This window comes from Leifsonia sp. 71-9 (genome assembly GCF_001898805.1).
Lineage (GTDB): Bacteria > Actinomycetota > Actinomycetes > Actinomycetales > Microbacteriaceae > Leifsonia.
In genome coordinates this window covers 9,676-35,527 of sequence record NZ_MKVJ01000019.1, presented here as the reverse complement: position 1 = coordinate 35,527, position 25,852 = coordinate 9,676, and the positions used below count along the sequence as shown (strand labels likewise).

The following is a 25,852-nucleotide window of genomic DNA, read 5'->3' as shown; positions in this document are numbered from 1 at the left end:
GGATGGCAGAGTACGACGACACCTCCTCGCGGCTGACGCGAACCGTCACCGGCACGCGCACGCGTGCCTCGACGGTCACGAGCGTCACGAGGAGCAGCACCGGCATCGTCGAGGACGGCGTCTTCTGGGGCCGTGCGGCCGCGGCGGCCGTCGGCTCGGCGCTGCGCGCCTCCGTGCGCTGGCTGGTGGAGACCGTCACCGCGCCGGGCTGGCTGGTCGTCTGCGTGCTCGTCGCCGGAGCGATCGCGGGCTGGGTCGCCGGCTGGAGCCTCGGCTGGATCGTCGCTGCGGCCGCCGCAGCGCTGATCGTCGTCTGCATCCCCTTCCTCCTGGGCTCCCACGATTACCGGGTGCAGCTCGCCCTGGACCGGGAGCGGGTCGTCGCGGGCGACGACGTGACCGGGCGGCTCGTGGTCCGCAACGCGGGAAGCCGCGCGTCGTTGCCCGGGCGGGTGGACGTGCCCATCGGGTCCGGACTCGCCGAGGCGTACGTGCCGCTCCTCGCGGCGGGAGCCGAGCACACCGAGCGGCTGTCGATCGCGGCCGCCCGACGCGGCGTCATCGACGTCGGCCCGGTCTCGGTCTCCCGCGGCGACCCGATCGGGCTGCTGCGGCGCGAGGCGCTCTGGCCGGAGGTGCACACGCTCCACGTCCATCCCGTGACCGCGGTCATCCCGGGTACGAGCGCCGGCCTCATCCGCGACCTCGAGGGTCTCCCGACGAGCACGATCGTCGATGCGGACCTCGCGTTCCACGCCATCCGCGACTACGTGCCGGGCGACTCCCGGCGCCACGTCCACTGGAAGTCGACCGCGAAGACCGGTCGGCTCATGGTGCGCCAGTACGAGGAGGCGCGGCACTCGCGCATCGCCGTGACCATCGGCATCACCGCCGAGGAGGAATACGAGTCGGACGACGAGTTCGAGCTCGCTGTCAGCGTGGCCGCGTCGCTCAGCCTCCAGGCCGTCCGCGACGGTCGCGACCTGGTGGTGACGACGAGCGCCGAGCGCCCGGAACTGGTGCGCGGCGAGGTCGTGACGATCCGCACGCTGCCGACGCGCAACGCGGCGGCGATGCTCGACGGCTTCTCGGAGATCGAGCTGGCCGAGCGGGCGAGCCGCCTCGAGGACGTCGCGAAGCTCACCGCCCAGTCGAATCCGAACCTGTCGGTCGTCTTCCTGGTCACGGGCGCGCACACGCCGCTGGGCCGGCTGCGCGGAGCCTCCATCGCCTTCGGCCCCGACACGCAGTGCGTCGCCGTGCGTTGCGAGCTCGGCGCCGACCCGGCGTTCCGGCGCTTCGGCCCCATGAGCGTCCTCACCGTCGGCGCCCTCGACGACCTCGGCAAGCTCATCGCGCGGGGAGCGCTTCAGTGAGCGCGCCGGTGGGAGGCGACGGCGCTCGGGCGGCGGCTCGTCGGGCCCGCTCGCAGCGGGCGGCAGCGCTCCGGCTGGATGTGCCGCAGACGGTCCTGGCCGCCGCCTACGTCCTGGTCGGCCTCGCGCTCGCCTGCGCGCTCGCGTGGCCGCTGTACGAGACGCCGCGCCTCGTCGCGGTCGCGGCCTACGCCGGTGTCGTGGGAGTCGGGACCGCCGTCGTCGCACGGCTGCGGCGGTGGCCCGCGTGGGTGCACATCCTCGTCGTCGCCGGCCTCTACATCGTCGGCGTCGTTCCTCTCGCCGTGCCCTCGGCGCTGGTCTCCCCGCTCGAGGTGCTGCGCGGCCTCCTCGACGGGGTGACGGGCATCGTCCTGGGCTGGAAGCAGCTGCTCACCCTCGACCTGCCGGTCGGCCAGTACCAGGCGGTGCTCGTGCCGGTCTACGCGCTCTTCCTGATCGGATCCGCGCTCGCCGCGGCTCTGGCCCTCTCGCCCGAACGCCGCGCGGCCGCGGCGGTCCCGGTCGTGCTGGGGATGGGCGTCTTCGGCATCGCCTTCGGGGCCACCGACCCCGGCGCTCCGCTCCTCCTGCTGGGCATCCGCATCGACGCGCCCCGCGAAGTTCTGCTCGGCCTGCTGCTGGTCGCGGCGTCGCTCGTCTGGCTGACCCTCCGGGCGCGGCTGCGACGCCGCGCTGCGCTGGCCGCCGCCCGCGGCACCGTCGGCGTCGTGCGGCAGGGGTCGGCCTCGGCCGGCGCCGCGGTCCGTCGCCGGCTGCTGGGCGCCGGCCTCCTGGTGGTCGCTCTGGTCGCCGGCTTCACCGCCGGTCCGGCGCTCGCCGGCACCAGCACGCGCGAGACACTGCGCACCTCGACCGAGCCTCTGCTGGTGGTGCAGCAGCAGACCACCCCGCTCGGCCGCTACCGCGCGTCCTTCGAGAAGGGCGCGTACGACCGCGAGCTGTTCTCCGTCTCGGGAGCCGGGTCCAGCATCGACCGCCTGCGGCTGGCGACCCTGGACGACTGGGACGGCGAGCACTTCCTCGTCTCGGGGGACACCCGCTTCTCGCGCCTGCCCGGCGGCTCGCCCGCTCCCGGCGCGCGGACCATGACCGTCACGATCGCCGACGGCTACTCGGGCATCTGGCTGCCGATGCCGGCGGACGCCCGCACCTCCCCGACCTTCGGCGGACCCCGCGCGGCGGCGCTGGCCGACGCCTTCTACCTGGACAAGCAGACCGGCGCGGGAATCGACACCACTCAGGCCGCCGACGGCGCGCGCGGCGTGCGCAGCGGCGACAGCTACGAGGTGCAGGGGACCGGGACGCCGGCCGTCCCGCTGACGGATCCGGGCACCAGCAGCCTCGTCGATCTGAAAGCCCATCCCGAGCTGGCGGCGTGGTTGGAGGCGCAGGCGCAGCCGCGGACGGCCGCCGGATTCCAGGAGCTCATCTCCCGCCTGCGCGACCGCGGCTACCTCAGCCACTCCCTGGCGGAGGACGACCAGGCCGCCACCTGGATCGCCGCCCTGCGCAGCCAGTCCGCCTACCCGTTCGAGTCGAGCTTCGCCGGCCACTCGACCGCACGCATCGAGGCGCTCTTCGCTCAGCTGCTGGAGCAGCAGAACCGCGTCGGGAGCGCCTCCAGCGCGGACCTGCTGGTCGCGGGCGTCGGCGACGACGAGCAGTTCGCGGCGGCGGGCGCCCTGCTCGCGCGGGCGGTCGGCTACGAGTCGCGGGTCGTGGTGGGCGTGCGGATGGGCACGGGCGAGACCGGCGGCATCCCGGCCTGCTCCAGAAAGTGCACGGGCGCCAACCTGGCCGCCTGGATCGAGGTGCGCGCGCCGGGAGCGGGGGAGTGGACGACCGTCGACGTCGAGCCGCAGTTCGAGAAGGCCCCGACGCTGATCTCGCTCGACCACCAGCTGCCCAAGAACCCGACCGTCCCCGAGCAGCCTCAGGTCGGCACGGTGCTGCCGCCCGCCGCCCAGCACGACGACCGGGATGCGACCCGCGCGGTCGTGCAGGAGCAGCCCGAGTGGGTGACAGTGCTGCTGCGCGTGCTGGCGATCGTCGGCCTCGCCGTGGCGACCCTCCTGCTGCTGACGCTGCCTTTCCTCGTGCTCCTGATCGCCAAGCGGATGCGGCGCGGACGTCGTCGCCGTGCACCCGTGCCGGAGGTCGCCGTCGTGGGGGCCTGGGCCGAGCTGATGGATGCCCGCACCGATGGCGGCGATCCGGCCCTCCCGGGGACGCGTCGCGATGTCGCGGCCGCGATCGGCTCTCCCGCCGCCATCGAGCTGGCCGCGCTCACCGACATCGCCGTCTTCGCCGAGCACCCGCCCACGCGGGAGGCTGCCGAGCGGGCCTGGGAGCTCCTCGATACCGAGCGGGCGCGCCTGCGCGCCGACCGCGGACCGGTGCGCTCGCTGCTCGCCGCGATCAATCCCGCCTCCTTCGTGCGTGCCCTCGGGCGCCCGCGCCTGCGGCTCTCCTGGCGACTGCTCACGGCGCCCCGAACCCGGAAGGCGAGCGCATGACCGACAGCACCGCCACCCTCGTCGTCCTCGCGCTCGTCGCGGGTCTCGTCGGCCTCATCATCGGGCTGGCGGTCTTCCTCTGGTACGCCGCCGCACTCTCCCGGGTGTTCGCCCGGCGGAACGTGGAACCGTGGCGCGCGTGGGTGCCCGTGCTGAACGAGGCGGAGATCCTCCGGCTCGGCGGGCGCCCCGCCTGGACGGTCGTGTTCTTCTTCATCCCCGTCGTCTGCGTCTACGCGATCGTCCTGCGCGCCCTCGCCGCGAACCGGATCGGCCGTACGTTCGGCCGCGGCGCGGGCTCCACCGCGCTGGCCGTGCTGCTGCCGCCGGTCTGGGCCACCGTGCTGGCGTCCACCCGCGAGCCCGTGGCGACCGCGGAGGCTCCGCCCGCGCGGACCGCGCCTCCCGAGCCCGAGCCGGAGCCGGATTTCGGCGCCGTGGCGACGATCGTCGAGCCTCCCGTCGCGGTGGCTCCGGCGGTGCCTGTCGCGCCGCCGACGGCTGAGGTGCCGCCCGCGGCTCCGGCCTCGCTCGTGGAGGCCGCCGCTCCGGTCGCGGAACCTGTCGCCCCGCCAGCGGAACCCGTCGCCCTGCCCGCGGAACCCGTCTCTCCGCCAACGGAACCAGGCGCCCCGTACGCGCCTGTCGCCCCGCCGGCGGAACCCGTCGCCGATCCGGCGCCGATCCGCACGCCGTTCATGGATGCCCCCGCGGACATCCCGACCCCGGAGGTCGCCGTGCCCGATCCCGAGCCCATGCCCGAGTCGGCGCCCGAGCCCGCGCCTGAGCCGATCGAAAATGGCATCGACCTCGACGACGAGGCGGCCGAGACCATCGTGGTCGAGCGTCGCGCCGTCGCCACCTGGACGCTCGTCACCGACGACGGCGGCCGGCATCCGCTGGAGGCCGACGTGGTCGTCCTGGGTCGCCGCCCCGCGGGGGAGGAGCACGGCGTGCAGTATCTCGCCGTCCCCGACACCTCCCGCACCCTCTCGAAGCAGCACGCCTGCCTCACCCGGGACGGCGACGGCTGGGTCGTCACCGACCTCCAGTCGACGAACGGGGTGTTCCTCGACCTCGACGGCGTGGAGCGCCAGCTCGCCCCCGGCGACTCCGCCCCGGTGTCCGGGCGACTCCTGCTGGGGACCGTCGGCCTGCGCATCGAACGGGAGGACGGCCGATGACCGCCGTCGTCTCCGGCGTGCAGCTGAGCGCGGACGCCCGCAGCGACGTGGGCCGACGCCGCGCGGCCAACGAGGATTCCTGCCTCGCCGTCGCACCCGTCTTCGCCGTCGCCGACGGGATGGGCGGTCACGAAGCGGGCGCCCAGGCCAGCGCCGCGGTCATCGGGGCGCTCCGCGACACGTTGTGCACCGGCGGGGTCGTCGACCTGCTGCAGGTGTCGACGGCGATCGACGAGGCCTCGCGTCGCGCGACCGCGCTCGCCGCCACGACGGCGCGCGGGGCGGGCAGCACGCTCAGCGGCGTCATCCTGGTCGTGCACGAGGGACGGCCGCACTGGCTCATCGTCAACGTCGGGGATTCGCGCGTGTACCGCCTCATCGGCGGCTACCTCGAGCAGCTGACCGTCGACCACTCGCTCGTTCAGGAGCGGATCGACGCCGGCGTGCTCCGCGACGACGAGAGAGCCTCCGCCCCGGACAAGAACGTGATCACCCGCGCCCTCGGCTCCGTGGACGCGCGCGCAGACAGCTGGCTGATGCCCGTGACCACCGGAGAGCGCCTCCTGGTGTGCTCCGACGGCCTGCACGGCGAGCTCAGCGACGAGCAGCTCCGCGAGATCCTCGTCGCGGGAGGGCGTCCGCCGGCGACCACGGCGGCCCTGATCCAGGCGGCGAACCGCGCCGGGGGACGGGACAACGTCACTGCCGTCGTCGTGGACGTGCTCGCCGGAGGCGACCCCGGCACGGCCGGACCCGCCGACACCCGCGAGCCCGCCGGATGGACCGACGACGGGGACACGGTGCCCGTATGAGTCGCGAGGAGCAGCGCGAGCAGGAGCAGCGGGAGCAGGAGCAGCAGCCGGAGCTCGACGACCGGGTCGAGCTCGAGGAGCTGGATGAGACGGTGATCGTCCGCCGCACCGAGCCCGACCCCGATCCCGACCCCGATCCCGAACCGGTCGACGAGACGGTGGTCGTCCAGCGGCCGGAGCCTCTGGACGAGACGGTCGTGGTTGAGCGGCCGGAGTCCGCGGACGAGACTCTGGATGAGCCTCTGGATGAGACGGTCGTGGTGGAGCGTCCGGAGCCTCTGGACGAGACCGTTGTGGTGGAGCGCCCCGCCCCCGAGCCCGAGCCCGAGCCCGAGGGACTGGATGAGACCGTCATCGTGCGCCGAACGTCGAGTTCCGCGGAGTCGCCACTCGACCGGGGAACTCCCGTCGCGCCGTTCGCCCCACCGGCGCCTCCTGTCGAGCCCGTCCGCCCCGACCCGCAGACGGCCGCGCCGGCGCCGACCGAGCCCGAGCCCGCCCCTCCGTTCGACCCCGAGCCGGACAGGGAGCCTGAGCCAAATCCCGGGCCGGACAGGGAGCCTGAGCCAAACCCCGGGCCGCAGACCCAGCCTGAGCCGCAGCCCCACCCCGCGCCGCAGCCGCAGCCCCACCCCGCGCCGCAGCCGCAGCCGCAGCCGCAGCCGCAGCCTCAGCCCGAGCCGCAGCTGCAGCCCCAGCCCCAGCCCCAGCCCGATCCCGAGCCGGCGGCGGAGCTCGACGACACGATCGTCAGCCCGCGCCGTGTCGGCGACCCGGCTCTGGACGCCACCCGTGTGGTCCACCGCGACGACGACGACCCGGTCGCGGCGACGCGCGTCGTCCACCGTCCGGACGACGCGGAGGAGGCGCCCCGCGAACCCAGCAGCCCCAGCGCCGCGATCGACCCCAGCGCCCCCGGCGACGCGGACGACACCATCATCGCCCGCCCCACGCCGACCGCGGACCCCGATCACCCCGGCACCCCCGCCGTCCCGCCGCGCACGCCGGTGCCCCGCACCCGTCGCTCGTTGCGCGCACAGCGCACCCCGATCGTGCTGCCCACCGGGCTGCCGGCGTCGACCCGCGCGGTCGAGGCGGTCGGCGCGAACGCGGTCGACGTGTACGAACCGCGTCCGATCCCGGCGCCGCCCGCTCCGGGGCCGGATCTCGGCACGGGGCCGGAGGCCACCCGCGCAGAGGCGCCGTCGATGAGCTCGGTGGGCCGTGCCAGCCGGAAGGCGGGATGGGTCACCGTCGCGGGTGTCGTCGCCGCCTGCGCCGTCTCGGTCGGCGGCCTGATCGGGATCGCGGCGGTGGTCTTCGGCGGCTAGACGTCCGCCGTCGCCGCGGCCCGTCTCCGCCGTGCGAAGAGGATGCTCAGCGCGGCGATGGCCGCCAGCAGGCTCGCCCCCACGACGGAGACCGCCACGGCGATGGCCGACTGCCGGGCCTGGCTGTCGTCGTTGGCCCGCACGCTCACCGTCGAGGCCGCTGCGGGGCCTCCCGCCGACGGAGAAGCGGTGGCGAAGGGATTGACCGGGCCGGCGGTCTCGGAGCCGGGGACGAGCACGATCGCCTCGTACGGCTGCACGACTCCCCACCCGGAATCGTCGTCGCGTGCGTCCGGGTGCGCGCGGATGGCGCTCGCGGTGAGCCGGTAGGCCCACTGGGCCGGCGTCTCGTCGGGGTGGGCGGAGGCGACGAGCGCGGCCGCCGCGGACACGTAGGCGGTGGCGAAGCTCGTCGCCGGTGCACTGGAGGCGTAGACGCAGTCGCCACCGGTGTTCGCCGCCGTCAGCACGTTCTGGCCGGGCGCGCTCAGCGCCACCTGTGCGCCGTGGATGCTGTCGTCGGTCACGACGCCGCTCGCGCCGGTCGCGGCGACCCCGAGGACGCCGGGGTAGCCGGCCGGGTAGCGCACGCCGTCCTGCTGGTCCTTCTCGACCGCCAGGGACGAGTCGCGGTTGCCCGAGCTCGCGACGATCAGGCTGCCGTGCGCGGTCGCGTACGACACGGCGTCGCGGAGGGCGGCATCGTCGACCGCGGTCGACAGCGAGACGTTGATCACCTGGGCGTGGGCGTCCGCCGCGAAGCGGATGCCGGCGGCGAGGCGGGAGATGCTCGGGCCCATGCCGGCGGCGACGGCCTGGTCGTCGGTGCCGGCGAAGACCCGCACGGACAGGATGCGCGCGTCGGGAGCCAGCCCCTCCACTCCGGAGCCGGTCACCGTCTGCGCGGCGATCTCGCCCGCGATGGCCGTCCCGTGGCCGTACCCGTCCGCGTAGCCGGCCGACCCGGCTCCGTCGCCGACCAGATCGGTGCCGCCCGCGAGGACCCCGGCGAAGTGCGGATTCGCCGCATCCACCCCGGAGTCGACGACGGCGACGACCACGCCGGCACCGCGGGTGGTGTCCCACGCGAGGGGCGCCTGGAGCTGGTTCAGAGCGGGGGGACGCTGGGGGATGAAGGTCGCGGCGTCCGTGCAGCCGGTATCGGCCGCGGTGGCGACCGTCGAGAAGGCCGGGACGCCGGTGACCGCGCCGACCGGTGCGGCCAGGGCGGAGGCCGGTGCCGCGGCGAGCAGCACGGCAGCGGCACCCGCGAGGCCGGCGATCGCGAGCCGTCCGCGACGGCGGGTCATCCGGCGGACGCGGTCGAGGTCGCCCCCGCGGCGGACGTGCTCAGTTCGGGTCCGCTCTTCAGCAGCGCCACCCAGCTCTGCTCGATCGTGCCGACGTCGTCCGGCGTGTACCCCAGCCGCTTGACGGTCTCGTCGTCGGCGCCGGGCAGGGCGAAGGCCGTCCCGGTCGCGTCGACCAGGGTGAGCATCCCCGCGCTTCCGCTGCCGCGTCCCGCTGCGTCGACGAGGGCGCCGTGGCCCGCCTGCACCGCCACACCTGCACTGGCTTTCCGGGACGCCGGGGCCGTCGCGAGCACCGTGCGGGTGCCACCGGAGTCGGTCGACAGCAGGGCGCAGGCGCGGTCGCTCGCCGTGATCGACGTGAAGCCGTCGGCGGGCCAATCCGCCCCGCCGGCCGGAGCCTTGGCGGTGTGCAGGCCCGCGACGGCGGCGGCGGAGACATCGCGCACGGCCGCCATCGTCCGGCCCGACCCGAGCTGGTAGAGCTGCCAGGCCAGCGGGCTGAGGGTGGCGAGCGCCCCGTCCGGCTGCACGACGAATCGCTGCTCGGCCGGGCTGCCCGAGGTGTGGACGACCTCGCCCACCAGCAGTGGGCCGTCGTCGAGCTCGCCACCGGGGACGGGCGTGCCGGCATCGGTGATGACCAGCGGCTCCAGTGCGGCGCCCGGGGAGAACAGGTTGAGCCAGTCGGACGAGACCCGGACCGGTGCGAGGGAGTCGATGCCCGCGGCGCGCAGCACGGCATCCGCGTTCTCGTCGTCCACCCGGTAGCGGAGGCCGTCCGCGACGACCCAGCGCTCGCCGCCGTTCTCGACGACGACCGCGCGGGAGGTCGCGGTGGCCGCCGGCCGGGTGGCGATGGTCGTCGCGATGCCGCCGTCGTCGGTGACGCAGGCCGTCCAGCCGGTGTTCACGAGGGCGTCCGGCGCGGGCAGGGCGTCCGGCGCCCCTACGATCCCGACCGGGGAGGCGACCGCGATGCCGGAGAGGGCGTGCGAGTCGGTCGTGATCACGGCGAAGCTCGACGACGGGATGAGGAGCCGCGCGCTCGCCGTGTTGATGACCGGGTGCAGCACGCCCTTGACGGAGACGTAGCGCGCGCCGGTGTCCTTGGCGATGAGCATGCGGCCGTTCTGCCAGCCCTGCGGCAGGCCGGGCTGGATCAGCCCGTAGAACGCGCCGGCGAGCAGCACGGCCGCGGTGAGGACGATGGCGATGACGACCGCGCGGAGCGGACGGGCGGGCTCGAGCTCCTTGCCGCCGGGCGCCCCGCTGACGAAGGCCGTGAGCAGTCGGCGGCGCGAGAAGTTCTGCGCCTCGATGAGGTCGGTCTTGCTCGCCACGGATCAGGCCAGTCCGGCCGCGATGACGCCGATCGGGAGCAGGAGGGCCAGCACGACCACCTCAGCGGTGTCCGCCAGCCGGCCGAGCCGCACGCGCACGCGCGGATCGAGGAGGGTGATGACGATCGTGATGACGGTCACGCCCCCGAGCACCGCGAGGAGCGCAGGGATGAGCCCGGGCTGGGCGATCGCGACCGTGAGTCCGGTGACGGCGATCCCGGCCGTCCCGAGCGCCATCAGGGTCAGTACGTTGCTGCGCGAATAGCTCTGACGGGCGGGGAACATCAGACCGAGGAAGGCCAGCGCGCAGAGCACGGCGCCGAGCGGCGTCGCGCCGGCGACGACCGGCGTCGAGGCCAGCACGGAGAGGCCGAGCGCGAGCCGCAGCGCGACGAGGGCGCGGTGACCGGCCGCGGCACGGCGCCGCACGTCCTCCGCGTCGATCGGCGCGGGGTTCGCGAACACCTCGCTGTCGCTCTGCGGGCTGATCACCCGCAGACGCGTGGAGCTGAGCGCCAGCCAGGGGAGCGCGTTGGCCAGGGTGGCGACGATGGCCACCGTGAGGGAGTACGCCGCCGTCTGGGCGTCGGGGAGGAGCCCGGTGATCACGGCCGGGATGCCGACGGCCGCCCCCGTGGCGACGGGGACGAGCTGGAGCTCGGGACGATAGGGGGTCAAGGCGAGGGCCGCGCCGCCGATCACGACGGCGCCGAGCCCCGCGGCGGCGAGCGGCCAGCCCCAGAGGGCCTCGCCTCCCGGCACGGCGAGGTAGCCGCTGACGGCCCCGAACGCGGCGGCGGCGAGCCCGAGCCCGCACCCGGCCTCCGGCTGCCCGACGCGTGACAGGACGGCCGACGTGGTCAGGAGGAGGACGGCGCCGCAGATCGCGACGATCATCCCGATGGCGAGGGAGTGCCCCGCGGCGACCAGCAGCACGGCGCACACGCCGAGCATGGTCAGGCTCACGGCGAGGGCGGTGCGGGTGTTGTCGGCGGGCGTCCACGGCCGGTGCTGCTCGGCGGTCGCGTCGAGCACGGCCTCCACGATGTCGTCGTAGACGAGGGGCTCGGCGAGCAGGGCGCCGCGGGCGAGCGTCAGCAGCTCGCCTTCCTGGATGCCCTGGTCGAGCGCGCCCCGGCTGGGGTCGACGGTGCTGCCGTCCGCGCGCTGGAGGGTGTAGCCGACGTGGGTCATGGTCGGGTCGAGGACGCCGAGGCTGCGGGCGAAGCCGGGCATCAGCTCGATGAGCGGGAGGTGGGCGGGGACGCCGACGTCGAGTCGTCTGCCTTCGCTCTGGACCGAGATGCGCAGAAGCGCCCGAAGTGTGCTGACGGATTGACTCACCCGGTCCGTGCCTCCCCCTGTATGCGCGGTGGCGGTGCCGACCGCCACGCCGTCTCATCCTAGCCAAGCCGACACGCCGCCGGGCCGCATGGGTGCTAGCACTGATATCCCCCTGGAGAGGTTGCACTCCCGCACCAACGCCAATAGCGTGGCCGATGTCGACATGACCTCATGTGCACTTGCATGTCGGTGAGCTTGGGGGGTCTTGCCGTGCGTACCAGTGATGGAAACAGGAATGGAGTGTCATGGTTGATGGAGTGATCTCAGCAGAAGAGGGCGCGCTCAAGCGCGGTGCCCAAGCGGTCGGGACGGCAAAGTCCGGGATCGACCAGCAGGTCAAGTTCGTCCGCGGCGAGATCGAGCAGCTCCGCGGCTTCTGGACCGGTGAGGCGGCTGGCGCGTTCTCGCAGCTCATGGCCCGCTGGGACGACGAGACGCGCAAGCTGAACGACGTGCTCATCACGCTCGAGGACGCCCTGAGCGGCACCGAGCGCGACCAGGTCAGCACGGAGGAGTCGCACCAGCAGACGATCTCCGGTCTCTCGTCGATGATGGGCTCCTGAGCCCAGCGGCTCAGGCATAAGGAAGGTTTGAACATGCAGTCGATGTCAGTCGACCCCGGACAGCTCACCGCTCTCTCCGGTCAGATCCGCACCGGTGCCAACGGCATCAAGTCCCAGCTCGAGCAGCTCGAGTCCGAGGTCGGCAAGCTCCGCGCCTCGTGGGACGGCCAGGCGCAGACCGCGTACGACGACGCTCAGCGCAAGTGGACGCAGTCCCTCACCGCGCTGAACACCCTGCTCGAGCAGATCTCGAACAAGACCGACGAGATCTCTCAGCACTACGTGTCGTCCGACAAGTCGTCCGCCGGGCGCTTCTCGCTCTGAACGACGTCGCTCGCGGATCGGCACCGGACTCCTCCGGCGCCGGTCCGCGAACGCGTTTCCGCGTAGTCCCGAGGAGGGGAGGGAACAGATGACCGGTTCTGCGAAGAAGGTCGGAGTCGACGGCGAGACCGTGCTCGACCACGCCAAGCGGATCGATGCGGCGACCGTCGCCGATGCTCCGAAGCTCGTCACCGAGTACCAGGTCGGCGGCAGCTCGGGAGGCTCGGCCGAGCCCGCTCTCGCGGGTTTCGTGGCCCAGCTCGGCAGCACGCTCGACGCGATCGCCGCCAACGCCACGCTGCTCAACAAGACGGTGGCCTCGAACACCGACGCCTTGCGCGACGCGGTGAAGACGCTGAACGCAGCCGACGACAAGGCCAAGGAGGATGCGCAGACGCTCCAGGCCGTGATCGACGACCAGCCGAAGCCGACGGCCAGGGCCGCTGCACCGGCGACACCCGGCGCCCCGGCGGCGCCGGCGGCGCCTGCTGCGCCGACGACCATCGACGGCCAGAGCGCCAACGAGTTCTTCCGGTCGAAGCAAGGCGCCGAGCACGGCTGACGCCGTTCGCGTCCCGAGACGAGACGAGCCCCGCGGATCCAGGATCCGCGGGGCTCTCGTCGTTCGGCGACGCGTCAGCTGACGTTGTCGGTGAAATCGATGTCCTTCGTCTCCTTCGAGAGCAGCAGGGCGATCAGGGTGAGCACACCCGCCAGCGACAGGTAGACGCCGACCCAGACGGTCGATCCTCCGCCGACCGTCCACAGCCAGACCGCGATCGTCGGGGCCACGGCGGCGCCGAGCACGCTCGACAGGTTGTACGCGATGGCCGAGCCCGTGTACCGCACGTTGGTCGGGAACAGCTCGGGCAGCTCGGCCCCCATGGGGCCGAAGGTGAGTCCCATGAGCGTGAAGCCGACGATGAGCAGCGCCATCGTGCCGATCGTGCCGCCCGCGAAGAGCGGGACGAACAGCAGGCCGAAGACGATGATCCCGAGCGTCACCCAGATCAGCGTCTTGCGGCGCCCGAAGCGCTCGGCGAGCGGTCCGGCGACCAGGGTGAAGATGCCGAAGAAGACCACGCCGATGATGAGCATGATGAGGAAGTCGTTGCGCGTGTAGCCGAGGCCGGGCACGAACGTCGACGGGTCGAACGCCTTGCCGGCCTTCTCCGCCGCGGCACGCGCTGCGTCGGTGGAGGCCGCGGTGGTGCCGTAGGTGAGGGTGAACGCGGTCATCAGGTAGAAGAGCACGTAGGTCGCCAGCATGATGAACGTGCCGAGGACGATCTGCCACCAGCTGGTCTTGAAGACGCGTGCGAGGGGGAGCTTGGCGACCTCGCCGTCGTCGACGACCTTCTGGAAGGCGGGCGTCTCCACCAGCTTGAGCCGCACGTAGAGGCCCACGATGACGAGCACCGCGCTCAGCAGGAACGGCACGCGCCATCCCCAGGCCGCGAACGCGTCTGCGCTCATCGAGAGGTTCAGGATGAGGAACAGCACGTTGGCGACGATGAAGCCGATCGGGGCGCCGAGCTGCGGGAACGTCCCGTAGATGGCGCGCTTGCCGGCCGGGGCGTTCTCGGTCGCGAGGAGGGCCGCGCCGCTCCACTCCCCACCGAGCCCGAGGCCCTGGCAGAAGCGCATCACGACGAGCAGGAACGGCGCCCAGAACTCCCAGCCCGGCGTCTGCGCGGTGGGGAGGCAGCCGATCAGCACCGTCGCGATGCCCATCGTCAGCAGCGAGCCGACGAGCGTGCCCTTGCGGCCGATCCGGTCGCCGAAGTGGCCGAAGAGGATGGAGCCGACGGGACGGGCGATGAAGGCGACGCCGAAGACGGCGAACGACGACAGCAGCGCGGCGGTCGGGTCCTCGCTGGTGAAGAACAGCGAGGGGAAGACCAGGACGGCGGCGGTCGCGTAGACGTAGAAGTCGTAGAACTCGATCGACGTGCCGATGAGGCTGGCGAGGATGACGCGGCCGCGGGTGTTCGCGGGCTGCGGGGAGGGCGTTGGGTTGACGGAGGCCGTCGTTGACATGCGTGGAATCTTCCGGGACGGGAGGCGAGACCGCGAGGCGTGCCGGCGTCGATCGGGCGTCCGGAGCTGGTGAGGCGGGGAAAAGTGTGTGTGGAAGCGCTTGTGGCGCGTCTTCCAGCTTATGCGCGGACCGCGGGGCGCACGAATCCGCGCAACCGCCCGATCGCTAGGCTGGCCGCATGGATACTCTGTTCAACGTTCTGCACGTGGTCGCGGCCGTCTTCATCGTCGGTCCCATGGCCATCATCCCGATGACCGCGATGCGCGCCGTGCGGGCGGGCAACGCCGGGCAGGTCCAGGTGCTCGCGAAGTCGACGAACCTCATGTCCCTGCTGTCGCTGCTGGTGATCGTCTTCGGGTTCGGCGCGATGAGCCTGGCCGACAAGAAGTACGACCTGAGCATCGTGACGCCGTGGATCCTCTGGTCGATCATCCTCTACGTCGTCGCGCTCGCCCTCACGCTCTTCCTCGTGGTGCCGACGATGCGTCGCGCCGCTGAGGCGATCGAGGGCGGGACGGTGTCGAAGTACCCGGCCATCGCGGCCGGCTCCGGCGTCGCGACCCTGCTCCTCGTCGCCGTCGTTGTGCTGATGGTCTGGAAGCCGTAGCGGGAGGCCGTCGCCTCAGCCGCGCAGCTCGCGGAGGGTGATCGCGGTCGCGAGCGCGGCGTGAGCCGCCTCCTCGCCCTTGTCCTCCTTGGAGCCCGGCAGACCCGCCCGGTCGATGCCCTGGGCCTCGTCGTCGAGCGTGAGCACGCCGAAGCCGACCGGCTTGCCGGTGTCGAGGGCCACGCGGGTGAGTCCGTCGGTCGCCGCCGCCGAGACGTACTCGAAGTGCGGGGTGCCGCCGCGGATGATGACGCCGAGCGCCACGACCGCGTCGGCGCCGGACTCCAGCGCCGTCTTGCTGACCACCGGGAGCTCGAAGCTGCCCGGCACCCGCACCAGCGACCAGGTGGCGCCGGACGCTTCGAGGGTGCGCTGCGCTCCCGCGATCAGGCCGTCGGTGATCTGCTCGTGCCAGGTGCCGGCGACGATCACGACGTTCAGGCCGCTCCCGTCGATCGCCGCTGCCGCGTTGGGGGCTCCCGCTCCGCTCATCGTGTGGTCCTCTCCGCTGCGATCGCAGCCGTCTCGTCCGTCGGGGTCTGGTCGATGCTCCCGATCGCGTGACCCATCCGGTCGCGCTTGGTCTCCAGGTAGCCCTCGTTGAAGGCGCCGACGCCGACCACGAGCGGCACGCGCTCGTCCACGTCGATGCCGTGCTCCTCGAGCTGGCGCACCTTCTCCGGGTTGTTGGTCAGCAGGCGCACCGACTCGATGCCGAGGTCCTGCAGGATGGCCGTGGCCGCGCCGTAGTCGCGGGCGTCGATCGGCAGGCCGAGCGCCAGGTTGGCGTCGAGGGTGTCGAGGCCGTCCTCCTGGAGCTTGTAGGCGCGCAGCTTGTTGATGAGGCCGATGCCGCGGCCCTCGTGGCCACGCAGGTAGACGACGACACCGCCGTCGCGCTGGATCGTGTCGAGCGCCGCGTCGAGCTGCGGGCCGCACTCGCACTTCAGCGAGCCGAAGGCCTCCCCGGTCAGGCACTCCGAGTGCACGCGCACCAGCGTCCCGTTGGCTCCGGGCTCGCCCGCGACGATCGCGACGTGGTCGGCCCCGGTCATGCGGTCGCGGTAGGCGCGCATCCGGAACGGTCCGTGCGTCGTCGGCACCGTGGTCTCGACCTCGAAGATGACGCGGGACGACTCCGGGATGGGCGTCACCGGCTCCAGCGGCTGGTCGCAGTGGAACTCCTGCAGGTACGCGATCAGCGCCTCGATGGTGACCACGAGCACGCCCTCGCGCTCGCCGAGCTCGATGAGGCCGGGCAGGCGCATCATCTCGCCGTCGTCCGCGACGATCTCCGAGATCGCTCCCACCGGGGTCAGCCCGGCGAGGGTGAGGAGGTCGACGGCCGCCTCGGTGTGGCCGTCGCGCTCGCGGACTCCGCCCTCCACCGCACGCAGCGGCATGATGTGGCCGGGGCGGTGGAGGCTGGCCGGCGTGGAGTCCAGGTCGGCCAGCACGCGGAGGGTGTGCGCGCGGTCGGCGGCGCTGATGCCGGTCGACAGGCGGTTCGCGGCGTCGACGCTCACCGTGTAGTTCGTGCCGCGGTCGTCCTCGTTGTTGGCGACCATGACCGGCAGGTCGAGACGGTCGGCGATCTCGTTGGTCATCGGGGCGCAGATGAAGCCGGAGGAGTTCTTGACCGTCCAGGCGATCCACTCCTGGCTGGCCAGCTCCGCGGCGATCACCACGTCGCCCTCGTTCTCACGGCTCTCGTTGTCGACCACGATGACGGGCCGGCCGAGGCGCAGCTCCGCGAGGGCCTCGGGGATGGTGGCGAGGCTCATGACTCACTCCGTTCGTTCCGCTCGCCCAGCGCGAGCATGCGTTCCACGTGGCGGGCGAGGATGTCCGTCTCGATGTTGACGCGATCACCGGCGACGCGGTCGCCCAGGGTGGTCGCGGAAAGGGTCTCCGGGATGAGGGACACCTCGAACCAGCCGTCCTCGCGGCCGCCGCCGACCTCGCTGACCGTGAGCGAGACGCCGTCGATCGCGATGGATCCCTTGCGCACGACCAGAGCCGCGTGCTCCGGGTCGAGGCTGAGGCGCACCACGCGCCAGGCGCTCCCGTCGGTGACGGAGAGCACGGTCGCGGTGCCGTCGATGTGCCCCTGGACGATGTGGCCGCCGAGCCGGTCGCCGACCTGCGCGGCGCGCTCGAGGTTGACGCGGCGTCCCGGGGCGACGTCGTCGAGGGTGCTCATCGCGAGGGTCTCGGCCATCACATCGGCCGTGAACGTCTGTGCATCCTGGCCGATCACGGTCAGGCAGACCCCGCTGACGGAGATGGAGTCGCCGTGCTTCGCGTCGCTGACCGCGAGCGGCCCGCGGACGGTGATCCGCGCCGCGTCGGCGACGCGGTCGACGGCCGTGATCTCGCCGAGCTCTTCGATGATTCCGGTGAACATGTCAGCCTTCCTGGGCGGAGTCGGTGGAGGGGGACGCGGGAGCGAGCGGAACGGCCCGGATGTAGAGGTCGCCGCCGAGATGCTCGACGCCGAGGATGCGCAGGCGCCGCTGCTCGCCGATCGTGTCGACGCCGATCTCGCCGAGCGCGAGGCGGGGGCCGCCGAGGAGCGTTGGCGCGAGGTAGATCGCGTACTCGTCGACCAGGCCGGCGGCGACGAAGGCGCTCGCCAGGGTCGGACCGCCTTCGACGTAGACGCGGCGGAACCCGCGCTGGTGGAGGTCGGCGACCACGGCGTGCAGGTCGTGGGTGCCCTCGAAGACGACGGGGCGCGGGTGGCGGAACACGGCGGCGTCGTTCGGCACGGCGCGGGTGCCGACGACGACGGGGGTCGGCTGCGCGGCGAGGAGCTCGCCCGCGTCGCCGCGCGCGGTGAGGCTCGGGTCGTCGGCGAGCACGGTGCCCGTGCCGACGACGATCGCGTCGGAGGCCTCGCGCTGCTCGTGCACGCGCTGCCGGGCGGCCGTGCCGGTGATCCACTTGCTCGTGCCGTCGACGGCGGCAGCGCGGCCGTCCAGGCTGCTCGCCCACTTGACGGTGATGTGCGGCCGGCCGAGCCGGGCGGCGGTCAGCCAGTCGCCCAGGAACTCTTCGATCTCACCCGCGAGCACGCCGCCGGTGACGACGACCCCGGCCTCGCGCAGCCGTTCCGCGCCCCCGCCCGAGTTCCGGCCCGGGTCGTCCACGCCGTAGATCACCTCGGCCACGCCGGCGGCGATCAGCGCCTCGGAGCACGGACCGGTCAGGCCCCAGTGGTTGCACGGCTCGAGCGTGACGACGGCCGTCGCGCCGCGGGCGCCGCCTTCGGGCAGCTTCGAGAGCGCGTCCACCTCGGCGTGCGGGGTCCCGGCGCCGCGGTGCCAGCCTTCGGCGATCACGCTGCCGTCGGGCGCGAGGATCACGCAGCCCACCCGCGGGTTCACACCAGTGGCCGGGCCGTTCGCGGCCAGCTCGAGCGCGGTGCGCATCGCTGCTTCCCGGGTCATGGGATCGTCGTCCTGTCTGTCGAAGAGCGGACGTGTCCCGGGGTCGCGCGGGCGGCGGCCGTCACCGACCACCGCTTCGTGCTGCCTCCCATCCGGACTGAGCGCACGGGCCTGAGCCTGCACGCATTACCGTCGGTACCGGAATTCCACCGGTTCAGCAGGTGGCGTTCGCACGCCGCCCGCTCGCGGACTATGACCGCCGGTTCGGACTCTCACCGACCCCGGAGCACGTTGTTCTGTTGTCGAGTGTAGTCAACGCCCCCGTGGCGGGACTATTCCCGCGGCAACCCGGCGTCATCCTCGCGGGCCACCAGCGCGCGGGCCGTCCCCTCGTCGACGACGAGGTCGGTGATCAGGCCGGCCGCCAGGGCGCCGCGGAGGCTGTGCACCTTGGAGGGGCCGGACACGATGCAGACGCGGCGCGGGACGCGCTTGATCAGATCGATGTCGGGGCCGCTGGCGCGCTGGTTCAGCGGGATGTCATGGTGGCTGCCGTCCTCGCGGAAGAACACGGTCGCCACGTCGCCGACGACGCCGGACTCGTCGAGCGAGGCATAGTCCTCCTGACCGAGGTAGCCGCCCGCGTAGACGTGCGACCGCACCTCGGAGAACGGGGAGCCGAGGCCGAACAGGGCGACGTCCATCCGCTCCTGGATGTCGAGGATGCGCCGGGTGCTGCGCTCGCGCCACATCGCGACCTTGGTCTGCGGGTCGTCGAACAGGGCGGGCACCGGGAACTCCTGGATCGTGCCGGAGAAGGTGTCGCCGAAGCGGCGCAGGATCTCGGAGGCGTAGAGCACGCCGGTCGTGTAGGTGTTGCCGGCGCCGTTGAGCTGCACGAACTCGATGTTGTGCAGCTCCTTCGGGATGAGGTGGCGGCTGAGGGCGCTCATCGTGGAGCCCCAGGCGACCCCGACGGTCTGGTTCGAGTCGATGAAGCGGTCGAGAATCCGTGCAGCGGAGATGGCGACGCGCTCGAGCCGGTCGACGTCGCTGATCGCGCTGGGCATCGGGACGATGTGCGCGGCGATGCCGTACCGGTCGTGGATCTCCTGCTGGATCCGGGTGGCCCGCTCGTGCGGCTGGGCGATCTGGATCGTGACCAGTCCGGAGGCGCGCGCGTAGCTGAGCAGCCGCGAGACGCTCGATCGCGACGTGTGCATCTCGTGCGCGATGGCCTCCATGGTGAGGTCCTGCATGTAGTAGAGGTGCCCGGCCTTGAGGGCGTCGCGCACCTTGTCCGTGAGGGTGTCGGGTTCGGGGGAGGTCATCGGGGTCGTCTTCTCGGCTCGGGGGCCCTGCACGTATGTGCATCCGGCTTGATCGAAGTTGTGCAGGCAACCAAGACTATAGCTGCACGTTTCACCCGATCGACAGAAATACAGGAGTCTCCCGTGACAGCGACGTCGAGCGTCCGCAGCGAGGTCAAGCGCCTCCAGGACCGTCCCACCGCCCAGGTCCTCATCATCGGCGGCGGCATCAACGGCCTCGGCACCTTCCGCGACCTGGCGCTCCAGGGCGTCGACGTGGTGCTCGTGGAGCGCAACGACTTCGTGTCCGGCGCGTCCGCCGCTTCCAGCCACATGATCCACGGCGGCATCCGCTACCTCGAGAACGGCGAGTTCCGTCTCGTGAAGGAGTCGGTGACCGAGCGCAACGGCCTGCTGAAGATCGCTCCGCACTACGTGAAGCCGCTGCAGACGACCATCCCGATCTACTCCACCTTCTCCGGCATCCTCGCCGCGCCGCTGCGCTTCCTCACGCACAAGCAGGGCAAGCCGAAGGAGCGCGGCGCGTTCCTCATCAAGACCGGCCTCACCATCTACGACGCGTTCTCGCGCGACGGCGGCAGCGTCCCGCGCCACAAGTTCCACGGCCGCAAGAAGTCCCTCGAGACGCTCCCCGAGCTGAACCCGGGCCTCAAGTACACCGCCACCTACTTCGACGCCTCCGTGCACGACCCGGAGCGGCTCGCCCTCGACGTCCTCGCCGACGGTCTCGCCTCCGGCCCGCACGCCCGCGCCGTCAACTACGTGGAGGCCGTCGGCACCCGGGACGGCGGCGTGCTGGTGCGCGACCGCGAGTCCGGCGAGGAGTTCGCGATCACCGCCGACGTCGTCGTCAACGCCTCCGGCCCTTGGACCGACCTCACCAACGAGGCGCTGGGCCAGGGCACGACCTTCATGGGCGGCACCAAGGGCTCGCACATCGTCCTCGACAACGAGCGCCTGCTCGAGGCCTGCCAGGGCCGCGAGATGTTCTTCGAGAACAACGACGGCCGCATCGTCCTCATCTACCCGCTCAAGGGCCGGGTCATGGTGGGCACGACCGACATCGACGCCGACATGAACGTGCCGGCCGTCTGCACCGAGGACGAGATCGACTACTTCATCGAACTCGTCTCGCACGTTTTCCCATCGATCCCGGTCACTCGCGAGCAGATCGTCTACAGCTTCTCCGGCGTGCGGCCCCTCCCGCACCACGACGACACGGCGCCGGGGTTCGTCTCCCGCGACTACCGCATCGTCCCCGGCACCCTCGCGGGCCTGGGCGACACCACGGTCCTCAGCCTCGTCGGCGGCAAGTGGACGACGTTCCGCGCCCTCTCCGAGCACCTGGCGAACGAGACCCTCGCCGCGCTGAAGACGGAGCGCCGGCTCTCCACCCTCGGCCTCGCCATCGGCGGCGGCGTGGGCTTCCCGACCACCCCGCAGGCCGAACGCGACTGGATCGCCCGCTACGGCGCCGACGTCGGAGCCGAGCGCGCCGCCCAGCTCCTGCACCGTTACGGCACCACGGCGACGTTCGTGATCGACGCGATCGCCGGCGCCGACGGTGACGACGCTCCGCTCGCCGCTGCTCCCGACTACTCGCGCGCCGAGGTCGACTACCTCGTGCGAACGGAGCACGTCGCGCACCTCTCCGACGTCTTCCTGCGCCGCACGAGCCTGGCGTTCACCGGTTCGGTCAGTGGCCCGCTGGTCCGCGAGATCGGCGAAATCACGGCAAACGCGCTCGGATGGTCGCCAAACCGGCGTTCCGAGGAGGAAGATGCGTTCATAGCGGAACTGGCCGCCGCCCACCGGGTGCACCTCGTATCCGGGGACGGGAGCGAAGCCGCGGCGCTCCGATAATGCACGAACGTGCATAGCACGGTCCTTGTCCGGGTCGGCACGGCCCAATAGCGTTCAAGTGCCCACCCTGACTTGGATCACACCTCATCGCACAACAGGGTGCGGGTCAACCGAACAACTGGAAGGTCAACGTGGACAATATCGGTGTAGATTTCCTGTCTGAGTTGGTGGGCACGGCAATGCTGGTCCTCCTCGGTACCGGTGTCGTGGCTAACGTCGCACTCATCAAGAACAAGGGCTTCAACGGCGGGTTCCTGATGGTGAACATCGGCTGGGGCATCGCGGTGTTCTCGGGCGTCGTCGTCGCTTACAACTCCGGCGCACATCTGAACCCGGCGGTGACGCTCGGCCTCGTGGCCAACGGAGCGACCGAGTTCGGATCGAAGTCGGCCCACACGCTCGTAGACGTCAACTTCGGCACGGTGTCGCTGTACATCCTGGCGCAGCTCCTCGGTGCGATCATCGGTGCCGTCTTCACCTGGCTGGCGTACAAGAAGCACTTCGACGAGGAGCCGGACCCGGCCAACAAGCTCGGCGTCTTCTCGACAGGCCCGGCCATCCGCAGCTACGCGTGGAACCTCGTCACCGAGATCATCGGCACGTTCGTGCTGGTCTTCGTGGTGATCGGCTTCGGCCACAACGGCGACGCCTCCGGCCTCGCGTCGCTCGGTGCTCTGCCCGTCGCCCTCCTCGTGATCGGCATCGGCGCGAGCCTCGGTGGTCCGACGGGGTACGCCATCAACCCAGCCCGTGACCTCGGCCCGCGCATCGCCCACGCCATCCTCCCGATCAAGGGCAAGGGCAGCAGCGACTGGTCCTACGCCTGGGTCCCGGTCCTCGGTCCGGTCATCGGCGGTCTGCTCGCCGGCTGGCTCGCGATCATCCTGCTCCCGATCATCAAGTAGCACTCCGGGGGCCGGCCCGGGAATCCGGGCCGGCCCTTACCTTCACAGCACCACCCCCAAAGAACAAAGGAGTTACCTATGGCCGACTACGTCGTCGCTATCGACCAGGGCACGACCAGCACCCGCGCCATCATCTTCGACAAGTCCGGGTCGATCGTCTCGACCGGCCAGCTCGAGCACGAGCAGATCTTCCCCAAGGCGGGCTGGGTCGAGCACAACCCCGTCGAGATCTGGAACAACACCCGTGAGGTCATCGGACAGGCGCTCTCGAAGGCCGACCTGACCCGCCACGACATCGCCGCGGTCGGCATCACCAACCAGCGCGAGACCGCGGTGGTCTGGGACAAGAACACCGGCGAGCCCGTCTACAACGCCATCGTCTGGCAGGACACCCGCACCCAGCCGATCGTCGACCGTCTCGCCGCAGACGGCGGTGTCGAGCGCTTCAAGCCCATCGTCGGCCTCCCGCTCGCCACCTACTTCTCCGGCACCAAGATCGTCTGGATCCTGGAGAACGTCGAGGGCGCCCGTGAGCGCGCCGAGCGCGGCGACCTGCTCTTCGGCACCACCGACAGCTGGGTCCTCTGGAACCTGACCGGCGGCGTCGACGGCGGCGTGCACGCGACCGACGTCACCAACGCCTCCCGCACCCTCTTCATGGATCTCGAGACGCTGACCTGGCGCGACGACATCCTCGAGGCGTTCAACGTCCCGAAGTCGATGCTCCCGGAGATCAAGAGCTCCTCCGAGGTCTACGGCACCGTCGAGGCGTCGAGCCTGCTCCGCGAGGTGCCCGTCGCGGGCATCCTCGGCGACCAGCAGGCCGCCACCTTCGGCCAGGCGGCGTTCGACACGGGCGAGTCGAAGAACACCTACGGCACCGGCAACTTCCTCATCTTCAACACGGGTGAGGAGATCGTCCACTCCAAGAACGGCCTGCTGACGACGCTCGGCTACAAGCTGGGCGACGAGAAGCCGCACTACGCCCTGGAGGGCTCGATCGCCGTCACCGGTTCGCTGGTGCAGTGGCTGCGCGACAACCTGGGCCTCATCTCCAGTGCACCGGAGATCGAGGAGCTGGCCAAGACGGTCGAGGACAACGGCGGCGCGTACTTCGTGCCCGCGTTCTCCGGCCTGTTCGCGCCGTACTGGCGGTCGGACGCGCGCGGCGCGCTCGTCGGCCTCACCCGGTACGTCAACAAGGGACACATCGCCCGCGCGGCGCTGGAGGCCACGGCCTTCCAGACCCGCGAGGTGCTCGACGCGGTCAACGCCGACTCCGGTGTCGACCTCACCGAGCTGAAGGTGGACGGCGGCATGATCGCCAACAACACCCTGATGCAGTTCCAGGCCGACATCCTCGGCGTCCCCGTCATCCGCCCGGTCGTCGCCGAGACGACCGCGCTGGGGGCCGCGTACGCCGCCGGTCTCGCGGTGGGCTTCTGGGAGAACCTGGACGACCTCCGCAAGAACTGGCAGGAGGACAGCCGCTGGGAGCCGAAGATGGAGGCCGCCGAGCGCGACCGCCAGCTCCGCCTGTGGAAGAAGGCCGTCACGAAGACCTTCGACTGGGTCGACGAAGACGTCGAGAACGCCTGATCCGCCCACGCACGACAAGCGCCGCCCGGTCCGCCGGGCGGCGCTTGCGCGTTGCGGGGGAAGGCTCGTTCCCAGGATCGTCTCTCGGTTTCCTCATGGGTCCGAAAGCCTGCGCGCAGGTGGGGCGGCTAGCGTCCTGATGTGAGACATTCCTCGAACGCGGTCGCCGTGCGTCATGGCCGCCTCGCCGCCCGCTCGGCGCGCGGCCCGCTGGCACGCCTGATCGCCGCTGTCGTGGCCGTCGCGGTCGTGTCTGCGGGGGCCGTCACGGCCTACGCCGTCGGGGATACGCTGCACTCGCTGAAGCCGTCGATCCACCTCGTCTCCGCGTCCGGCAAGACGGTCACGCCTCCGACGGTGGGGGCCGAGTCCGGGGCGGTCAACATCCTGCTCGCCGGCACGGACACCCGCACCGATCAGGGCGGCCAGTTCTCGACCTCGGACGAGCTCGCCGGGAGTTCGGGCGCCGGTAACAACGACGTGACGATGGTGCTCCACCTCTCCGCCGACCACCAGCACGCCACCGTGATCAGCATCCCGCGCGACCTGATGGCGCCCATCCCGTCGTGCCCGACGTCCAACGGGCCGAGCTCGGCGGTCTCGAGCGGGCAGTTCAACACGACGCTCTCGATCGGGGGACTGTCGTGCGTCGTCCTGGCGGCGCAGCAGCTCACCGGCCTGACCATCCCGTACGCCGCCGAGATCTCGTTCGACGGCGTGATCGCGATGTCGAACGCCGTCGGCGGCGTCACCGTCTGCCTGGCCACGGCGGTGACCGACCCGTACGTCGGGCTGGACCTGCAGGCCGGGGAGCAGACCCTGGTGGGGGCGCAGGCGCTCGCCTTCGTGCGCAGCCGCCACGGCGTGGGCGACGGCAGCGACCTCGGCCGGATCAGCGACCAGCAGCTGTTCCTCTCGGCGCTCCTGCGCAAGGCGACCAGCGCCGGCGTGCTGAGCAACCCGCTCACGCTCTACAGCCTCGCGAAGTCGGCGACCTCGAACATCCAGCTCTCCGACACCCTCGACTCGCCGACCACCCTGGTCTCCATCGCGCTCGCACTGAAGAGCGTCCCGCTCTCCGACTTCGTCTTCGTGCAGTACCCGACCATGACCGACCCGGACGACGCGAACCGGGTCGTCCCCGAGCCGACCGGCGTCGACGCGCTGCAGCAGGCCCTCACGACCGACACCCCGATCCAGCTCACGGGCACCACCGGGTCGGCGACCGAGGCCGCACCGGCCGCGACGCCCACGGCGACACCGACGGCCACGCCCGCCCCGACCGCTTCGGCGTCGACACCGAGCGCCACCTCCACGCCGGCTCCGACGTCCACCGCCGTCGCGCTGCCGTCCGACGTCACCGGTCAGACGGCCGCCGAGCAGACCTGCACGAAGGGCAACTGACCCGGCTCAGAGCGGGTCGCGGCCGACGCGCAGGCCGAACGGATGCGGGCCGAGCGCGAACCAGACGAGAGCGGCCGGCAACGGCGCGACGAGGACGGCGCCGATCCAGATCCGGCGTTCCGTCGTGGACAGGGACCGCTCCCGGGCGACGGTGGCCAACGCGAAGACGATGGCGGCCGTCCACACCGCCGCGACGGGGATGACGACCAGAACCCAGGCGTCCATTGCGACCTCCAGCACTGAGATGTGCCGCCAGTCTGCCACAGGAGTCCGCCCGTGCCGAGACCGCTCGTGCCCGATCGCGACTGGATTCGGGGGGTAGCCCCACTGCGCGCCGCCCGGGCGCCCCGTTGGATGGAAGGACGATCCTGGAGGTGTCGACCATTTCAACGGCTGTTCCGACCGACCGCGGCTCCCGCCGCATCGTCCTGCTCATCCTGACCCCGAGCCTGGTGATCGCCGCGCTGCTGGTCCTTCTGTACTGCGTCGCGATCCCGCTGTGGCCGGTGATCAACACCTACTACTTCCCCGAGCAGGTCCAGACCTACGCGACCTACCGGCTGCCCCTCTACCTGCACATCGT

Annotated in this window: 24 protein-coding genes; 14 read left to right on the top strand and 10 right to left on the bottom strand. The window is 71.8% G+C overall.

Features of this window, described 5'->3' with window-relative positions:
* Positions 1-2: 2 nt before the first annotated feature.
* The 5 genes from BGO91_RS14270 to BGO91_RS14250 are packed head-to-tail and all read left to right on the top strand — an operon-like array spanning position 3 to position 7,243.
* Positions 3-1,376 carry a DUF58 domain-containing protein gene (locus BGO91_RS14270; RefSeq protein WP_290473402.1) on the top strand — a complete coding sequence of 458 codons (1,374 nt, stop codon included), beginning with the start codon at positions 3-5 and terminating at the stop codon, positions 1,374-1,376.
* Positions 1,373-3,916: a transglutaminase domain-containing protein gene (locus tag BGO91_RS14265; protein ID WP_290473401.1), complete on the top strand. Its 2,544-nt coding sequence runs from the start codon at positions 1,373-1,375 to the stop codon at positions 3,914-3,916. Before BGO91_RS14270 ends, BGO91_RS14265 begins: the two co-directional genes overlap by 4 nt.
* The gene (locus BGO91_RS14260; protein ID WP_290473400.1) at positions 3,913-5,100 is read left to right on the top strand and encodes a DUF5684 domain-containing protein; all 1,188 of its coding nucleotides are present in this window, start codon (positions 3,913-3,915) and stop codon (positions 5,098-5,100) included. The genes BGO91_RS14265 and BGO91_RS14260 overlap by 4 nt, the downstream gene beginning before the upstream one ends.
* Positions 5,097-5,912, top strand: coding sequence for a protein phosphatase 2C domain-containing protein (locus BGO91_RS14255; protein ID WP_290473399.1), 816 nt, complete (start codon positions 5,097-5,099; stop codon positions 5,910-5,912). Before BGO91_RS14260 ends, BGO91_RS14255 begins: the two co-directional genes overlap by 4 nt.
* Complete coding sequence (locus tag BGO91_RS14250; protein ID WP_290473398.1) at positions 5,909-7,243, top strand: hypothetical protein; 1,335 nt, start codon at positions 5,909-5,911, stop codon at positions 7,241-7,243. The genes BGO91_RS14255 and BGO91_RS14250 overlap by 4 nt, the downstream gene beginning before the upstream one ends.
* On the opposite strand, the gene BGO91_RS14245 is transcribed toward BGO91_RS14250, so the two are convergent.
* The 3 genes from BGO91_RS14245 to eccD are packed head-to-tail and all read right to left on the bottom strand — an operon-like array spanning position 7,240 to position 11,240.
* Positions 7,240-8,553: a S8 family serine peptidase gene (locus tag BGO91_RS14245; RefSeq protein ID WP_290473397.1), complete on the bottom strand. Its 1,314-nt coding sequence runs from the start codon at positions 8,551-8,553 to the stop codon at positions 7,240-7,242. The genes BGO91_RS14250 and BGO91_RS14245 overlap by 4 nt on opposite strands.
* Positions 8,550-9,896, bottom strand: coding sequence for a type VII secretion protein EccB (gene eccB / locus BGO91_RS14240; protein WP_290473396.1), 1,347 nt, complete (start codon positions 9,894-9,896; stop codon positions 8,550-8,552). Before eccB ends, BGO91_RS14245 begins: the two co-directional genes overlap by 4 nt.
* Before the next feature lie 3 nt (positions 9,897-9,899).
* Positions 9,900-11,240, bottom strand: coding sequence for a type VII secretion integral membrane protein EccD (gene eccD, locus BGO91_RS14235; RefSeq protein ID WP_290473395.1), 1,341 nt, complete (start codon positions 11,238-11,240; stop codon positions 9,900-9,902).
* A 245-nt stretch (positions 11,241-11,485) separates the two neighbouring features.
* On the opposite strand from eccD, the gene BGO91_RS14230 reads away from it, so the two are divergent.
* The 3 genes from BGO91_RS14230 to BGO91_RS14220 all read left to right on the top strand — a co-directional run bounded on the left by BGO91_RS14230 (position 11,486) and on the right by BGO91_RS14220 (position 12,689).
* Positions 11,486-11,803, top strand: coding sequence for a WXG100 family type VII secretion target (locus BGO91_RS14230; protein ID WP_021765177.1), 318 nt, complete (start codon positions 11,486-11,488; stop codon positions 11,801-11,803).
* Positions 11,804-11,836: 33 nt separating this feature from the next.
* A complete protein-coding gene (locus BGO91_RS14225) occupies positions 11,837-12,127 on the top strand; it encodes a WXG100 family type VII secretion target (RefSeq protein ID WP_021765178.1) in 291 nt (96 codons plus the stop codon).
* An 88-nt stretch (positions 12,128-12,215) separates the two neighbouring features.
* Positions 12,216-12,689, top strand: coding sequence for a hypothetical protein (locus BGO91_RS14220; RefSeq protein ID WP_290473394.1), 474 nt, complete (start codon positions 12,216-12,218; stop codon positions 12,687-12,689).
* Positions 12,690-12,763: 74 nt separating this feature from the next.
* Here BGO91_RS14220 and BGO91_RS14215 read toward each other — a convergent pair whose 3' ends face one another.
* Positions 12,764-14,167: an MFS transporter gene (locus tag BGO91_RS14215; RefSeq protein WP_290473393.1), complete on the bottom strand. Its 1,404-nt coding sequence runs from the start codon at positions 14,165-14,167 to the stop codon at positions 12,764-12,766.
* Between the two features lie 179 nt (positions 14,168-14,346).
* Between BGO91_RS14215 and BGO91_RS14210 the strand changes: the two genes are divergently transcribed.
* A complete protein-coding gene (locus BGO91_RS14210; protein ID WP_290473392.1) occupies positions 14,347-14,775 on the top strand; it encodes a DUF2269 family protein in 429 nt (142 codons plus the stop codon).
* Between the two features lie 15 nt (positions 14,776-14,790).
* Here the strand turns inward: BGO91_RS14210 and ribH are convergent, their stop codons facing one another.
* The 5 genes from ribH to BGO91_RS14185 all read right to left on the bottom strand — a co-directional run bounded on the left by ribH (position 14,791) and on the right by BGO91_RS14185 (position 19,498).
* Positions 14,791-15,267, bottom strand: coding sequence for a 6,7-dimethyl-8-ribityllumazine synthase (ribH, locus tag BGO91_RS14205; RefSeq protein ID WP_290473391.1), 477 nt, complete (start codon positions 15,265-15,267; stop codon positions 14,791-14,793).
* Positions 15,264-16,559 (bottom strand): GTP cyclohydrolase II, encoded by a 1,296-nt coding sequence (gene ribA / locus BGO91_RS14200; RefSeq protein WP_290473390.1) that lies wholly within the window; start codon positions 16,557-16,559, stop codon positions 15,264-15,266. Before ribA ends, ribH begins: the two co-directional genes overlap by 4 nt.
* Positions 16,556-17,182 carry a riboflavin synthase gene (locus BGO91_RS14195; RefSeq protein WP_290473389.1) on the bottom strand — a complete coding sequence of 209 codons (627 nt, stop codon included), beginning with the start codon at positions 17,180-17,182 and terminating at the stop codon, positions 16,556-16,558. The genes ribA and BGO91_RS14195 overlap by 4 nt, the downstream gene beginning before the upstream one ends.
* Position 17,183: 1 nt before the next feature.
* Positions 17,184-18,227: a bifunctional diaminohydroxyphosphoribosylaminopyrimidine deaminase/5-amino-6-(5-phosphoribosylamino)uracil reductase RibD gene (ribD, locus tag BGO91_RS14190; protein ID WP_290473388.1), complete on the bottom strand. Its 1,044-nt coding sequence runs from the start codon at positions 18,225-18,227 to the stop codon at positions 17,184-17,186.
* A 272-nt stretch (positions 18,228-18,499) separates the two neighbouring features.
* Positions 18,500-19,498 carry a sugar-binding transcriptional regulator gene (locus tag BGO91_RS14185; RefSeq protein WP_290473387.1) on the bottom strand — a complete coding sequence of 333 codons (999 nt, stop codon included), beginning with the start codon at positions 19,496-19,498 and terminating at the stop codon, positions 18,500-18,502.
* Positions 19,499-19,621: 123 nt separating this feature from the next.
* Between BGO91_RS14185 and BGO91_RS14180 the strand changes: the two genes are divergently transcribed.
* The 4 genes from BGO91_RS14180 (at position 19,622) to BGO91_RS14165 (ending at position 25,269) form a co-directional block, all read left to right on the top strand.
* Complete coding sequence (locus tag BGO91_RS14180) at positions 19,622-21,361, top strand: glycerol-3-phosphate dehydrogenase/oxidase (protein WP_290473386.1); 1,740 nt, start codon at positions 19,622-19,624, stop codon at positions 21,359-21,361.
* 131 nt (positions 21,362-21,492) lie between these two features.
* The gene (locus BGO91_RS14175; RefSeq protein WP_290473385.1) at positions 21,493-22,266 is read left to right on the top strand and encodes an MIP/aquaporin family protein; all 774 of its coding nucleotides are present in this window, start codon (positions 21,493-21,495) and stop codon (positions 22,264-22,266) included.
* A 78-nt stretch (positions 22,267-22,344) separates the two neighbouring features.
* On the top strand, positions 22,345-23,865 hold the full coding sequence (gene glpK / locus BGO91_RS14170) for a glycerol kinase GlpK (RefSeq protein WP_290473384.1): 1,521 nt from the start codon (positions 22,345-22,347) through the stop codon (positions 23,863-23,865).
* 141 nt (positions 23,866-24,006) lie between these two features.
* Positions 24,007-25,269 carry an LCP family protein gene (locus tag BGO91_RS14165; RefSeq protein WP_290473383.1) on the top strand — a complete coding sequence of 421 codons (1,263 nt, stop codon included), beginning with the start codon at positions 24,007-24,009 and terminating at the stop codon, positions 25,267-25,269.
* Between the two features lie 6 nt (positions 25,270-25,275).
* Here the strand turns inward: BGO91_RS14165 and BGO91_RS14160 are convergent, their stop codons facing one another.
* Positions 25,276-25,494 (bottom strand): hypothetical protein, encoded by a 219-nt coding sequence (locus tag BGO91_RS14160; protein ID WP_290473382.1) that lies wholly within the window; start codon positions 25,492-25,494, stop codon positions 25,276-25,278.
* Positions 25,495-25,643: 149 nt separating this feature from the next.
* On the opposite strand from BGO91_RS14160, the gene BGO91_RS14155 reads away from it, so the two are divergent.
* Positions 25,644-25,852: hypothetical protein (locus BGO91_RS14155; RefSeq protein WP_290473381.1), on the top strand; the 209-nt coding region annotated here is incomplete at its 3' end.